At 63.3% G+C, this 13393-nt stretch carries 9 protein-coding genes and 1 tRNA gene; 6 read left to right on the top strand and 4 right to left on the bottom strand.

Annotated features, from left to right (window positions below):
* The first annotated feature begins 184 nt into the window (after nt 1-184).
* Both ACX80Z_RS01535 and ACX80Z_RS01530 read left to right on the top strand, forming a co-directional pair.
* Nucleotides 185-3208, top strand: a complete 3024-nt coding sequence (locus ACX80Z_RS01535; RefSeq protein WP_459314709.1) for a UPF0182 family membrane protein — start codon at nt 185-187, stop codon at nt 3206-3208.
* 71 nt (nt 3209-3279) lie between these two features.
* Nucleotides 3280-3353: transfer RNA gene (locus tag ACX80Z_RS01530), tRNA-Met, on the top strand.
* Nucleotides 3354-3472: 119 nt separating this feature from the next.
* Here ACX80Z_RS01530 and ACX80Z_RS01525 read toward each other — a convergent pair.
* The 3 genes from ACX80Z_RS01525 to ACX80Z_RS01515 form a co-directional block, all read right to left on the bottom strand.
* Nucleotides 3473-4873, bottom strand: a complete 1401-nt coding sequence (locus ACX80Z_RS01525) for a cryptochrome/photolyase family protein (protein ID WP_459314708.1) — start codon at nt 4871-4873, stop codon at nt 3473-3475.
* Nucleotides 4874-4982: 109 nt separating this feature from the next.
* Nucleotides 4983-5762, bottom strand: a complete 780-nt coding sequence (locus ACX80Z_RS01520) for a PspA/IM30 family protein (RefSeq protein ID WP_024475749.1) — start codon at nt 5760-5762, stop codon at nt 4983-4985.
* A gap of 75 nt (nt 5763-5837) precedes the next feature.
* Nucleotides 5838-7958, bottom strand: coding sequence for a TPM domain-containing protein (locus tag ACX80Z_RS01515; RefSeq protein ID WP_459314707.1), 2121 nt, complete (start codon nt 7956-7958; stop codon nt 5838-5840).
* A gap of 315 nt (nt 7959-8273) precedes the next feature.
* Here ACX80Z_RS01515 and ACX80Z_RS01510 point away from each other — a divergent pair, with 315 nt between their 5' ends.
* The 4 genes from ACX80Z_RS01510 (at nt 8274) to ACX80Z_RS01495 (ending at nt 12493) form a co-directional block, all read left to right on the top strand.
* Nucleotides 8274-9842 carry a S1C family serine protease gene (locus ACX80Z_RS01510; protein WP_459314706.1) on the top strand — a complete coding sequence of 523 codons (1569 nt, stop codon included), beginning with the start codon at nt 8274-8276 and terminating at the stop codon, nt 9840-9842.
* A 66-nt stretch (nt 9843-9908) separates the two neighbouring features.
* Nucleotides 9909-10736 carry an electron transfer flavoprotein subunit beta/FixA family protein gene (locus ACX80Z_RS01505; protein ID WP_459304571.1) on the top strand — a complete coding sequence of 276 codons (828 nt, stop codon included), beginning with the start codon at nt 9909-9911 and terminating at the stop codon, nt 10734-10736.
* A gap of 45 nt (nt 10737-10781) precedes the next feature.
* Nucleotides 10782-11729, top strand: a complete 948-nt coding sequence (locus tag ACX80Z_RS01500; RefSeq protein ID WP_459314705.1) for an electron transfer flavoprotein subunit alpha/FixB family protein — start codon at nt 10782-10784, stop codon at nt 11727-11729.
* Between the two features lie 5 nt (nt 11730-11734).
* Entirely contained in the window at nt 11735-12493 is a 759-nt protein-coding gene (locus ACX80Z_RS01495; protein WP_459314704.1) for a PIG-L deacetylase family protein, read from the top strand.
* A 74-nt stretch (nt 12494-12567) separates the two neighbouring features.
* Here the strand turns inward: ACX80Z_RS01495 and ACX80Z_RS01490 are convergent, their stop codons facing one another.
* Nucleotides 12568-13392 carry an anti-sigma factor gene (locus ACX80Z_RS01490; RefSeq protein ID WP_459314703.1) on the bottom strand — a complete coding sequence of 275 codons (825 nt, stop codon included), beginning with the start codon at nt 13390-13392 and terminating at the stop codon, nt 12568-12570.
* Nucleotide 13393 lies beyond the last annotated feature (1 nt).

The following is a 13393-nucleotide window of genomic DNA, read 5'->3' as shown; positions in this document are numbered from 1 at the left end:
GGGTGGTGATTTGGACACAGTTTCATTTCGATCTGGTGTCAGGCCGCCCGGATCGGAACGAAATTGGGTGGCCCGGACGTGTTCAAGGCAGAATGGAGATTCATGGAACCAGTCCGTCGTGCCGCTGATTTTGGCGGTTCGAGAGCGGTTTCCGTGATCCAACGGATCCAACGATGAGGTAAATGTGACTTCCGGACCAGACCGGCCGTTCGGCAGCAGGCCGAGCCAAACCAATTCCAGTAGCGCGAAAAGACGCAGCCCGCTGATCCCGACGTTGGTGGTGCTGGCCGTTCTGGTCATCGCCTTCGTATACGTCTCACAGGTCTACGCTGACGTCCTGTGGTACAACCAGCTCGGCTTTGTGGAGGTCTTCGTCACCGAAAACCTTTCACGAATCGGACTGTTCGCGGCTGCCTTCCTGATCATGGGCGCCAGCGTGTACTTCAGCCTTCGGGTGGCCTACCGGTCCCGCCCAATTTACGCGCCCGACAGTGCTGTCCAGGACAACCTGAACCGGTATCAGGCGCAACTTGAACCGATCCGTCGCCTTCTGATGCTCGGCATCCCCGTGGTGCTGGCCGCATTCGCCGGAACGGCGGCCGCCTCCCAGTGGCAGCCAGTCCTGCTGTTCTTCAACCAGGAACCGTTTGGTGAGCAGGACCCGCAGTTTGGTCTGGATATTGCCTTCTACGTCTTCACTTTGCCGTTCCTGACCTTTGTGGTCGGCTTCCTGATCAGCGTGGTCATCATCAGCGCCATCGCGGGTGTCCTCACCCATTACCTGTACGGCGGAATCCGCCTTGAGGAAAAGGGACTCTTCACTTCCAAGGCCGCCAGGATTCACGTCGCTGTGCTGGCTGCCCTGTTCCTGCTCCTTCAGGGCGTGAACTACTGGCTGGACCGGTATGCCACCCTGACCGGCACTGGAGGGAACTGGGATGGGGCCCTGTACACGGACGTCAACGCGGTAATCCCCACCAAGGCGATCCTTGCCGCGGCGGCCATTATTGTCGCTGTTCTGTTCATCGTGTCAGCAGTCATCGGACGGTGGCGGTTGCCGATCATCGGTACCGCAATGCTCGTCATCGTGGCGATTCTCGCTGGTGGAGTGTACCCGTGGGTCATTCAGCGTTTCCAGGTGGTGCCGTCCGAGTTCAGCCGCGAGGAACCGTTCATTGAACGCAACATCGATCTGACCCGCGCCGCCTACGGTCTCGACGAGGTGGAGACCATCGACTATAACCCGGTAGAGACACCGGAAGCGGGCGCTCTCAACGCCGATGGGGAGACCACCGCGAACATCCGGTTGCTCGACCCGAACCTGGTCAGCGACGCGTTCAGCCAGCTGCAGCAGTTCCGTCAGTACTACCAGTTCCCCCAGACGCTCAACGTAGACCGGTACGAGATCGACGGTGAGATCGAGGACACGGTGATCGCGGTCCGTGAGCTGAACACCGCCGGTGTGCCGGACGGCTGGATCAACGAGCATGTGCTCTATACCCACGGTTACGGCATTGTCGCCGCGGCCGGTTCGACCACCGAACCGGATGGCCGCCCCACGTTCATCCAGTCCGGCATCCCCTCAACCGGTGCGCTCGGTGACGAGTCCACCTACGAGCCGCGGATCTACTTCGGCGAGGAGTCACCGCTGTACTCGGTGGTTGGAGCTCCTGAAGGCGCGAACCCGATTGAGATCGACCGTCCCCAGAGCGAAGAATCCGATCAGCAGTCTCGCAGTACCTTCCAGGGCAGCGGCGGACCCAATGTGGGAAACATCTTCAATCGATTGGTCTACGCGCTGAAGTTCCAGTCAACTGATCTTTTGCTCTCGGATCAGGTGAACAGCGAATCCCAGATCTTCTACGACCGGGACCCGGTCGAACGGGTCGAGAAGGTCGCCCCGTACCTGACGCTCGATGGCAACAGTTATCCAGCGATCGTCGATGGTCGGGTCAAGTGGATCATCGACGGGTACACGACGACCTCGGATTACCCCTACTCGACGCAGCAGGAACTCCAGTCGGCGACCCAGGACTCGCTGACCGCCGAGGGTCTTGCCACGGCGCTCCCACCGGAGCGGGTCAACTACATCAGGAACGCCGTCAAGGCGACGGTTGACGCCTACGACGGATCGGTGGACCTGTACGCCTGGGACGAGGAAGACCCCATTCTCAGGGCGTGGCAGAACATCTACCCCTCCTCGCTGCAGCCCTATAGCGAGATGTCAGCTGATTTGATGTCCCACGTCCGCTACCCGGAGGATCTGTTCAAGGTGCAGCGTGAATTGCTCGCCCGGTACCATGTGACCGAGACCGAGCCGTTCTACAGCAACAACGAGGCATGGAGCGTCCCGAACGATCCAACCCTCGAGGGCGACGACATCAGCGTTCCACAGCCGCCCTACTACCTAACACTGCAGATGCCGGAACAGGAGGGGGCCAGCTTCTCGCTGACCACTCCATTCATCCCCTTCGTCCCGGCGGGCCAGGAAGCACGAAATGTGCTGTACGGCTTCCTCGCTGCAGACGGCGACGCCGGCACCGGCGAGGACGGCGTGAAATCCGATACCTATGGCACCCTGAGACTGCTTGACTCTTCCGGCCGTGACTCAGCCGTCGGACCAGGTCAGGCAGCCAACCTGTTCAACTCGGACACCACAGTGTCGCAGGAGCTCAACCTGCTGCGACAGGGTGCCTCTGAGGTGATCAGCGGGAACCTGCTGACGCTGCCAATCGGTGGCGGCGTCGCGTACGTCCAGCCGGTGTATGTCCAGTCCTCGGGTGATTCATCCTTCCCGGTTCTCCGGCGCGTACTGGTGAGCTTTGGTGAGGAGGTTGGCTTCGCGCCAACCCTGGACGAGGCCCTCGATCAGGTGTTCGGTGGTGACTCGGGAGCCGTGACAGGTGATACCGAGAATGTGGGTGAGACCCCGGCAGACCCTGCTGCGCCTCCTGCAGAAGGTGATCCCGCCGACGGCGAGCCCGCCCCCGAGCCGACTGAGCCCGTCACTGGGGGCACCGACGACCCGTCAGCCGATCTTCGGGCGGCCCTGGAGGATGCCAACACGGCCATCCAGGACGGCCAGGACGCCCTCTCTGACGGCGACTTTGCAGCCTATGGCGAAGCTCAGGATCGACTGAGCGACGCTCTGGCCCGGGCGCTTGACGCCGAGGAACGTCAGTCAGGGACCGCACCAGCAGGGGAGTAGGGCGGCAGATAGCCTCCCAAATCCCGCCGATTTGCACTATCCACCCCGGGGCCGTAACGTTGAGTCTACGCCGCGGGGTGGAGCAGTTCGGTAGCTCGCTGGGCTCATAACCCAGAGGTCACAGGTTCAAATCCTGTCCCCGCAACGAGAGAAAGATCCCGGTCAGTGTTAGACACACTGACCGGGATCTTTTTTTGTGCTCTAGGCCGGAAAGCAGCGGGTAGGGTCGCGGTTTGAACGCCATCCCTGCCCGCTGCGGGGTTCCTAGGTGCCGCGCAGGTCCTGATAGGCGGACAGCGCCCGTTCGCGGGTTTCTGCCAGGTCCACCACGGGGGAGGGGTACCCCGCTGGGGCGTCAGCGTCCTTCCACGGTTCGTGAATGTTTCCGGCGTCCCTGAGTTCCGGGACAAAGCGTTTGAGGTAGATCCCCTCTTTGTCGAACTTCTTGCTTTGGGTCACCGGGTTGAAAATTCGGAAATAGGGCGAGGCGTCAGCCCCGGATCCAGCGACCCACTGCCAGTTGGCGGGGTTGCTCGCGGAGTCAGCGTCCACCAGCGTGTCCCAAAACCATTGTTCTCCAACCCGCCAGTCCACCATGAGGTTCTTGATGAGGAAGGAGGCGGTAGCCATCCGTACCCGGTTGTGCATCCACCCGGTGTCCCAAAGCTGCCGCATCCCGGCGTCGATCATTGGATACCCGGTGCGGCCTTGCTGCCAGGCTCCGAGTTCGCTCTGGGTAGGCGTCTGCCAGGCAAAACCGTCGAAGTCCCGTCGGTAGTTCTGAGTGGCCAGATCGGGGTTGTGGAAGAGCAGCTGCCAGCAGAATTCCCGCCAGCCGACTTCGGAGCCGAAAACCTGGATGTCCCGGGCAGCCGATGAGTTGGTCGATGCCTTGGCCGCATGCCAAACCTGGAAGGGGCTGAGCTCGCCGAATCTGAGGTGCGGTGAGATTCGGCTGGTGCCTTCCACCGCCGGAAGGTCACGGTTCACCGCGTAACCCTCGACTGGGCCATCAAGGAAATCGTCCAGCCGTTCCCAGGCACCTGCTTCCCCGGGGTGCCACTGCTGCTGCAGGCCCCCCGACCAATCGGGCGTGGTCGGCAGCAGCTGCCAGGAGGCGAGCTCCTCCGACGGCAGCATTGGCCCCGCCAGCCGTTTGGGTGGCGCCAGGGGTGCCCGGGGCTCCGGTTGGTTCTTGCAGGCCCGCCAGAACGGCGTGAACACCTTATAGGGGCCGCCAGCGCCCGTCGTGACCTGCCATGGCTCGAAGAGCAGATTCGCCTGGTAGCTGGCTGCTTCGACTCCGGTGTCCCCGCACCATGATTTCAGGTCAGCATCGATCGTCCGCTCGGGTTGGGCGTAGCGCCGGTTCCACAGCACGCGTTCCGCTCCGGATTCAGCGACCAGCCCGCGGATCACTGCTCCGGCCGGGCCCGACCGCAGGACCAGTTGGCCGCCGAGATCCTCAACGGCATGGGACAGGTTGGTCAGGGAATGGTGCAGCCACCACCGGGTCGCCCCGCCCAGGGGTCGAATTCCTGGGCTTTCCTCATCAAGCACATAGCAAATAATGAGGTCGTCTGCGTCGATGTCGAGCGCTGCAGAGAGGGCTGGATTGTCGCCAAGCCGGAGGTCGTCGCGGAGCCATACGATAGTTGGTGCCATGCACGCTAATCTACCTGCAGCGCCCCGCTTTGCTGAGCTTGTCTGCCCGGGCAGCAGAAGGCCGGCGCCCCCCTGGGTGGGTGACGCCGGCCGGATGCACTACTGGGTGTTACTGGCCAGGCTGGTACTCGTCCGTGTCGCTACCCTGGCCGATGGCGGACGGAGTCCGCCCGGAGGAACCGCCGGATTTGAGGGCAGCCAGCCGGGCTTCGACCTCGGTCTGCTCGCCGAGGTCTTCGAGGCTTTCGAACTGGGAGTCCAGGCTTGAGTTCGCCAGTTCGGCCTGGCCAAGAACCCTCGCCTCTTCGCGCCGGATCTTCTCTTCGAAGCGGCCGACTTCGCTGGTGGGATCCATGAAGTCGATGCTCTTGACCGCGTCGTGAACCTGCTGCTGGGCTTGAGCGGTCCGGGACCGGGCAATCAGCTCGTCCCGCTTGCTGGTCAGTTCATTGAGCTTGCCCTTCATCTGGTTGAGGCCGGTCTTCAGCTTCTCAACAATCTCTTCCTGCGAGCCAATGGTGGGCTCGGCGCCACGGGCTTCATTCTCGGCGGTCATCTGACGCTGGATTGCGACCTTCGCGAGATTGTCGAACTTCTCGGCATCGACAGTGTCACCGGCGTTGCGGTATTCGTCGGCCTTCTTCGACGCGGCGAGAGCCTTGTTGCCCCAATTACGGGCGTTATCAAGATCTTCCTTATAATCTTCCTGCAACATCCGCAGATTGCCGATGGTCTGAGCCACGGCGCTTTCCGCTTCGGCGATGCTGTTGGTGTAGTCGCGGACCATCTGGTCCAGCATCTTCTGGGGATCTTCGGCCTGGTCGAGGAGAGAGTTGATGTTCGCCTTGGCCAGCTGGGCAATACGTCCGAAAATTGACTGTTTTACCATGGGGTTGCCTTTCGCTTAGCGTCTGTTCTGGGTAAATATTCACCCCTACGGGGTGAGGATTATGAGTTTTGCGGGCTAGAAGTCGCCGCCGCCACCGCCGAAGCCGCCGAATCCGCCGCCGCCACCGCCGAAGCCGCCGAATCCGCCGCCACCGAACATGTCGCCGCCACCGCCTCCGAATCCGCCGCCGCTGTCTCCGCCGCCACCGAAAAGTCCGCCGCCTCCGCCGCCGCCATTGAGGATACCGCCGAGGAGGATGCCGCCCAGGAGTGCGCCGCCCATTCCGCCACCCTGATTGCGGCCGCCGCCGAACATGCCGCCGCCACCAAAGCCTCCCATGCCGCCGCCAAAGCCATCGACGTCCTGTTGAGCGATCTGTGCTGCCTGTTCAGCTAGCGCGGTGGCTTGCTGCGCGTGCGACAGTGCCGCAACCGGATCGTCGGATTGGATCTGTACCGCGTAGTCGAGATTCCGCTCCGCTTCGGCGAGCCTGGTGCGTGCCTCGCTGCCGACTCCGCCGCGTCGGGCGCGGATGTAGTCGGAGGTGCCGGAAATCCGCGACTGGGCTGCCATGATTGCATGCTGCAAAGCTTCCCGGGCGCGCTGCGCCTGCTCGGTCTGGTTTTTGACTCCGCCCAGTGCCGCATCGAGTTGGGCGTGAGCCGCCTCAATGCGTTGCAGGAGCGACACCGGGTCGACCCGGCCAGCCGTGGATTCGTTGCGGACGGTGGTGAGAGCGGCTTCGGCGGACGCCACCGGGCCGGCGAGATCCTGGTGCTGACCGGTGCTGAGCATCGCCTGTGCCTGGGCCAGATCCTGTGCCGTGTCGGAGACCGAACGGTCCAGCTCTACCTTCGCCGCATCAAGTTCGGTGGCCCGTTTGGAAATTGCGTCCAGCAGCACGGTGGTCTGGTGGACGCTTTCTTCGGCTGCGCGCACCGCGATCACTGCAGACCCGGTATCGCCTGCACTCAGGTGCTGCTGCGCCGAGTCGGCGGCACTGCCAACGAACTGCAACCGTTCGTTGGCCTGATCCACGTTGTCCCGCACCTGGGAGGTAGCCGAATCAGCGTACTTCTGCTGCAGCTGCTGCAGGAGCTGCTCCGCGTCGGACACACGGGTCCTGACCGCTTCAGCCGAGGCCTGTGCGGCGGCAAGCGCTGCGGGAGCGTTGCGCTCCAACTCGCGCAGGGCGTCGAAATCGGCCTTGTGCTCCTGCAGCGAACCGTTGACGGATTCGCAACGCCGGATGATGTCTCCGAGCCAGGTGCGCTGCTGCTCTTCGGTATCTGGAATATGGTCGTCCAGTTGCTGCTGCAACTTGAACGACTCACTCATATGCCGCTTCGCCGCAGCGATGTCATCGACGAAGGGTTGCACTGCAGCATCGCCATATTGGGCCTGCGCAAAGCCGACCTCCTGCTCACTGGACTTGATTGCGTCATCGGCTGCAATCAACAGGCTTCCCGCCCTCTTGCGCAGTTCTTCCACGCTGAAAGCTGCCAACGGGTCCAGGACTTCCCCGTCCGGGCCACGTCCGGGCCCGAAGTCTTCGGTCTGGGACGGTCCGCGGGTCAGCGACTTCTGGCTGTGGGAACGTAGGAAGAAGAAACCGCCGATACCGGCCAACGCCACCAGCGCGCCAACCAGCAGGACTGCGCCGAGACCGCTGCCACCGGACTGGCTGTTATCCGAACCACCGGACACCGAACCGCCGGACACGGACTCCGACACTCCGGTCGCTGCAGCAACACCGGCTGCTGCCCAGTTGCCGTCCTCCAGTTCAGGCAGAATGTAGGAGGTGAAAATTTGTGGTGCATCCGCGCGAACGGGACTGGAATTGCTTGCAACGAACCTAGCCTGTCCCTCGACGGACACGGTCAGCAGGACATCGGACTCGCCCAGTTCGCTGACGGTGGCGGTTTCCTCGGTCCACTGGTCGGCGTCAGTCGGGTCGGTGAACGAGTCGACGTAGGCGACGCGCAAACGGTAGCCCTCTTCGTCCCGGAGCTGGGCAATAGCGTCTTCAAGCTCGGCCAGCCCACCGCCGTCGAGCACCCCTGCCTCATCGATGATCTCTTCTGCACCGAAGTCCACCGGGGGCACCGCAAATGCGCCGGGGAGTGTAGTGAGGGGCAGCATCAGTCCGGCGGTGACGCCTACTAGTGCCGCAAGGCGCCTGGTACTCGATCGCATTCAATACCCTTCGAAAAGTGTCCCCGGAATTTCACTGCGCGTGGGGGCCAGCGGTCGGCGGTAGATGCCGTCAACGCTGTCACACGCCCTTTTTGAAGTCTAGGGTGCCGCGATAAGGCAGTCCACCTACCGACCTCTGCCCCTAGCGAAATGAATCAGGACCTGGTCCGGGACTTTGCCGGCGGAGTCTGGCCGGGGAGAATGGATGAGGACTAACGGACGCCCGGTTGGCTCACAGTATTCATCCAGCGAACGTGCGCCAAAGATCCAGATTGGTTTGGCATAGTTCGATGCATCGAGACGAAAGGCTTTCCGATGACTGACGACAATAACAACGGGTTCGAGCGCAACATACCGCCACGCCCTCAGACTCCGCCGTTTCACCGGTGGCAGGATTCCTCTCGTCCCGACGACGGGAGCGAGATCGCTGCCTCAGCCGCATCGTCCGATGGGGGACCCTCCGGCAGCGCAGAGCAGCACCCGTCAGTAGGGCAGCACCCCTCAACGCAGCCGCACCCGGCGCAGCCGCCTACGTCACCGTCTCAGGTTTCTCATTCCCAGGCAGCTCACAGCGACCAGTATTCCGCGGACCAGTCCACGGCGACCGCTTACGATGACGGCTCCTACTCCAGCGGGGGCTTCTACGGGTCCGCTCTGCCCCCGGCAGCCCTTCCCCACCGACGGGACAAGAAACGCTTTGGAACAGCGGTCTTCGTCAGCGGTGTGCTCGTCGCCGGCCTGCTCGGCGGTGGGGTAGTCGCCGGGGCCGATCGTCTCCTCGGCGACCAGGGCACCGTCCCCGCTACGACCACGGGTCAGTCACAATCGGTGGTCGTCAATGACACCGAAAGCGTCAACGAAGTCACTGGGGCCGCTGTCAAGGCTTCCCCCAGCGTCGTCACTATCGCTGTGAGCGGCGCCGGCTCGGGTGGTTCAGGGTCCGGAATAGTGCTCGACGACGACGGGCACATCCTCACCAATACCCACGTGGTGACGCTCGGCGGTCAGGTGGGCGACGCGGCCGTTGAGGTTCGGACCAGCGACGGGCGAGTGTTCCCCGCGGAGATTGTCGGCACCGATCCGCTGTCCGATCTTGCGGTGATCAAAGTGGACGCCCCCAATCTGCAACCCGCTACCCTGGCGAATTCCGATGAGCTGAACGTCGGGGACACCGCCATTGCAATCGGGGCGCCCCTCGGACTCAGCGGAACCGTCACCGACGGCATCATTTCCACGCTGAACCGGACGATCAGCGTTGCCTCCTCGGCAGTACCGGAGGAGCTTTCCGATGCCGTTCCTGAGGAAGAGGGGGATGGTTTCAACTTCCTCCCCCCGGAAGGCACCGAAATGCCACAGAACCAGTCGCAGGGGTCGATCTACCTGAACGTCATTCAGACTGACGCCGCTATCAACCAGGGCAACTCCGGTGGTGCGCTGGTCGACGGCCAGGGCAGTGTGATCGGCGTCAACGTGGCGATCGCCTCGTCGGGTTCCGGGGAAAGCACCGGAAACATCGGTGTGGGGTTCTCCATTCCCATTAATTATGCTGAGCGGGTTGCCCAGGAGATCATCGCCAACGGCAGTGCCTCGCACGGTTTCCTCGGCGTTTCGGTCTCGCCATCGGCTTCCGAGAACACCAACGGGGAAACCTCCTTCTCGGTAGGAGCGGAGGTCGCAGGAGTCGAACCAGGTTCGCCCGCTGAGGCAGCAGGGTTCCAGGAAGGCGATGTCATCACCAATGTGGCTGGGCGCCCAATCACCGATCCACGCGACCTCACCGCAGCGGTGCGGATGCAGGCCGATGGGGACACTGTGAGCGTTGAATTCCAGCGCAACGGGGAAGTGCAGACCATTGATGTGACAGTGGGCCGGGCCGACGGCTAACCCAGGCCGGGATCCCGATATGGTTAGCTAGGGCTGGGCAGATCCCCAACTTCAGAAGAGGTAGCAATGGAAGAGGCATCGCACGCAGGCCTGGACATAGTGGTCCTGGTCAAGCATGTGCCGGACGCGCAGTTCGACCGCCACATCAGAGGCGACGACCGCACTACCGACCGGAATGAGAGCATCCTGTCCGAATTGGACGAGTACGCGCTCGAGGCAGCGCTGCAACTCGTTGAATCCCATGGCGGAGAGGCGGCCGGCCATCGGATCACCGCGGTCACCATGGGGCCGTCCGCTGCGGTCAGCGCCGTCAAGAAAGCACTTCAGATCGGCGCTCATGCCGGGGTGCACCTCTGCGATGATGCACTCGCCGGATCGGACGCGGCCGGGACCTCCCGGGCGCTCGCCGCCGTCGTCAACCACCTCGGGTCGGTAGACCTGGTCATCACCGGAATGGCATCGACGGACGGCGAGACCTCACTCGTACCGGCGCAGCTCGCCGAACGGCTGGATTTGCCGCAGGTGACGTTCGCTTCATCTCTCGAGCTGCAGCCAGCGGATGGTTCCTGGACGCTGACAGCCCGACGGGACGGCGACGTCTACTCGGAGACGGTTGAGGCTACCCTGCCCGCCCTTGTCTCGGTCACCGATCAGATCAATGAGCCGCGGTACCCGAATTTCAAGGGCATCATGGCGGCGAAGAAGAAGCCGTTGAGCACCCTGTCGTTGCAGGACATCGGTGTGGACCCAGCCGAGGTGGGCTTCGCTGGCGCATGGACTTCGGTTCAGGTCGCGGACCCCAGGCCGCCCCGTGGCCAGGGAACGATCATCAGTGACGAAGGTGACGCAGGGATCCGGTTGGTGGATTTCCTTGCAGCTCAAAAATTGCTGTAGCACCTCCCCGAACCCGCGCTCGAACAACGCAAAGGAGCCACCTCAATGGCTACAGTTCTCGTTTTGATTGATAACCCGGGTGAGGTTCTGCACAAGAGCCACCGGGAACTACTCACGCTTGCGACCACCTTCGGCAACGCCGCAGTCGCCTTCATCGGTGACCTGAACGACGCCGTCCTTCAGGAATTGGGTGCGCGCGGCGTCGGGTCCGTCTACCAGCCTGCCGCGTCCGACATCGAGGATTCCCTCGTCGCCGGGAAGGTTGCCTTCCTTGCCGAAGTAGTGAGGTCGGTCGCTCCTGCGGCTGTCCTGCTGGGGAATACCTTCGAGGCTAAGGAGATCGCGGCCCGGGCCGGAATTCAGCTTTCCTCGGGGGTGATCACTGATGCGGTCGCCATCGGCGAGGATTTCACCGTCACCAAGTCGGTGCTGGCCGGCTCCTACGCGGTCGAGGCGAAGGTGACCACCGGCACGCCTCTCATTACGGTGAAGGCCAATACCGTCGAGGTAGCACCGGTGGGCGACGGGGGCGTCCCAAGCGTCGTCACGGTTGAGTCGGTGAGCCCGGCCAACACGGCCCGGATCACCGGTCGAACGGCGAAGCCGGCAACCGGGCGACCCGAGCTGACCGAGGCGCGGGTGATCGTTGCCGGCGGGCGGGGAGTCGACGGCAACTTCGCGCCCGTCGAGGAACTCGCCGATGCGCTGGGCGGCGCCGTTGGGGCATCCCGTGCGGCCACCGATGCCGGCTGGATCGAACACTCCGCCCAGGTGGGACAGACCGGCAAAACAGTGTCGCCGCAGTTGTACATCTCCGCTGGCATCTCCGGCGCCATCCAGCAGAAAGCCGGGATGCAAACCGCCAAGGTCATCATCGCGGTCAACAAGGACGCCGATTCGCCGGTGTTTGAGATCGCCGACTTCGGTGTGGTCGGTGACCTTTTCAAGGTGCTGCCGCAGGCAACCGCCGAGATCCTGAAGCGCAGGTCCTGACCACGGTGGCGACAGTTTTTGATCCCGCCGTCGATCAGATCGTGCGGGTGTTGTGCTTCGCGGCGCACCCCGACGACATCGACTTCGGTGCAGCCGGAACGGTGGCCCAATGGACAAGGGCGGGCGTCGTCGTCGACTACTGCATTATGACCGACGGCGACGCCGGCGGGTTCGACCCCGAGGGGCAGAGTGAAATCGTGCGGACCCGCAGGGCCGAGCAGCTTGCTGCGGCCCAGCAGGTGGGAGTTCGCGAAATCCACTATCTGGGTGAACGTGATGGGTTCCTGGAAGCCTCCACCGAGGTGATCAAGCAGGTAGTGGCAGTGATCCGCCGGGTCCGTCCTGATGTGGTGCTGGCAATGCACCCGGAGCGAAACTGGGACCGGATTCAAAAAAGCCACCCGGACCATCTGGGCTGCGGCGAAGCGGTCACCCGCGCGGTGTATCCGGCCGCCGAAAATCCGTTTGCCTTCCCGGAACTGGAAGCTGCCGGGCTGGCAAGCCACCGGGTGCCCTGGTTGTGGCTCTATGCCGGCCCGTCCCACCTGGAAAACCACTTCGTCGATGTTACTGACGCGGTGGACGACAAGCTGCGCGCCCTTCACTTCCACACCAGTCAACATCCGGACTCCGACCGGATGGACGCCGTCGTGCGTCAGCTACTCCGGGACAACGCCGCACGCGGCGGCCTCCCAGCCGGGCGTAGCGCCGAAGTTTTCCATGTGGTGCCAGTCAATTCAGCTCAGACTATTGCCGGATTCTAGCCACCCCGATAAAGGTGGCGGCCCAGGTCCAGCTGGGTAAGGTCCTTTCAATGCGCCCGACCTCACGCGCCCGATCAAGCCTCGAAGGGGATCTCCGCGACGATCGGAAGGGTTGGCCGTTCGGACCCGCCGTCGGGCTCGACGGTGATGGCGAACCCCATCGACGAACCAATGCCCTCGACGGTAGTGACCAGCGATTCCTGCAGGTCCTCAGCGGTCATGGTGCTGATGGAGACCGGGTCAGTCCCGTCCGTGGGAACCCGCCACATCTGGTAGACCTTCCCCACGGGAGGTGCCGGTACCTCACTGAGGGTGATGACCGCCGCGTCTTCCTCACGGGAGAGCTTCAGCTCCGCGGTGCCTCCCGCCGGAATCGTGAAGATTTCGGACTGGAGATCCTGGGCCTGCAACACTTCCTGTTCAACCGAGGTTTCCTGGAGGTTCTGGGCGACGCTGACTCCGCCGACGGTGATGACCACTGCTGCTGCGGCTGCGGCCAGCCAGCGTCCCACGGGCCGGCGTTGCTTTGCCTCGCGTCGGTTCGCCAGCTCATCGAAGGTGCCCGCCGACGCCTGGGCCCGGGCGGGCGCGGCGGAAGAGCTCTGCTCGGGGAGACCGGCCGGCAACTGAGCCAGGATGCGGTCGAACAAGGCGGGGGGCGGTTCGACGTCGTCGATCGCGTACGCCCGGGCAAGGGTCTCACGGGCACCCCGGACGCGCTCATCAAAGGCTTCCCGCTGGATCGGGTCGGCGGCTGAGATGTAGTCCTCGATAGCCCGAAGCTCCCGATCACTCAGGGCGTTCAGGGCATACATCTCGGCCCAGTCAAGCACACGGCCGTGGGTCAGGTCACTCTCCAGATCGTCAATCGATCCATCAAACATGTCGTTGTTCTGCATC

Source organism: Arthrobacter sp. TMT4-20 (assembly GCF_054510775.1).
This window is presented reverse-complemented; position numbering and strand designations above follow the sequence as displayed.

Excerpts from the sequence above, each read along its gene's own strand:
- ACX80Z_RS01510 (WP_459314706.1), top strand. The coding sequence starts at position 8,274 with ATGACTGACGACAATAACAACGGGTTCGAGCGCAACATACCGCCACGC.
- ACX80Z_RS01515 (WP_459314707.1), bottom strand. The coding sequence starts at position 7,958 with ATGCGATCGAGTACCAGGCGCCTTGCGGCACTAGTAGGCGTCACCGCC.
- ACX80Z_RS01490 (WP_459314703.1), bottom strand. The coding sequence starts at position 13,392 with ATGCAGAACAACGACATGTTTGATGGATCGATTGACGATCTGGAGAGT.
- ACX80Z_RS01520 (WP_024475749.1), bottom strand. The coding sequence starts at position 5,762 with ATGGTAAAACAGTCAATTTTCGGACGTATTGCCCAGCTGGCCAAGGCG.
- ACX80Z_RS01505 (WP_459304571.1), top strand. The coding sequence starts at position 9,909 with ATGGAAGAGGCATCGCACGCAGGCCTGGACATAGTGGTCCTGGTCAAG.
- ACX80Z_RS01500 (WP_459314705.1), top strand. The coding sequence starts at position 10,782 with ATGGCTACAGTTCTCGTTTTGATTGATAACCCGGGTGAGGTTCTGCAC.
- ACX80Z_RS01525 (WP_459314708.1), bottom strand. The coding sequence starts at position 4,873 with ATGGCACCAACTATCGTATGGCTCCGCGACGACCTCCGGCTTGGCGAC.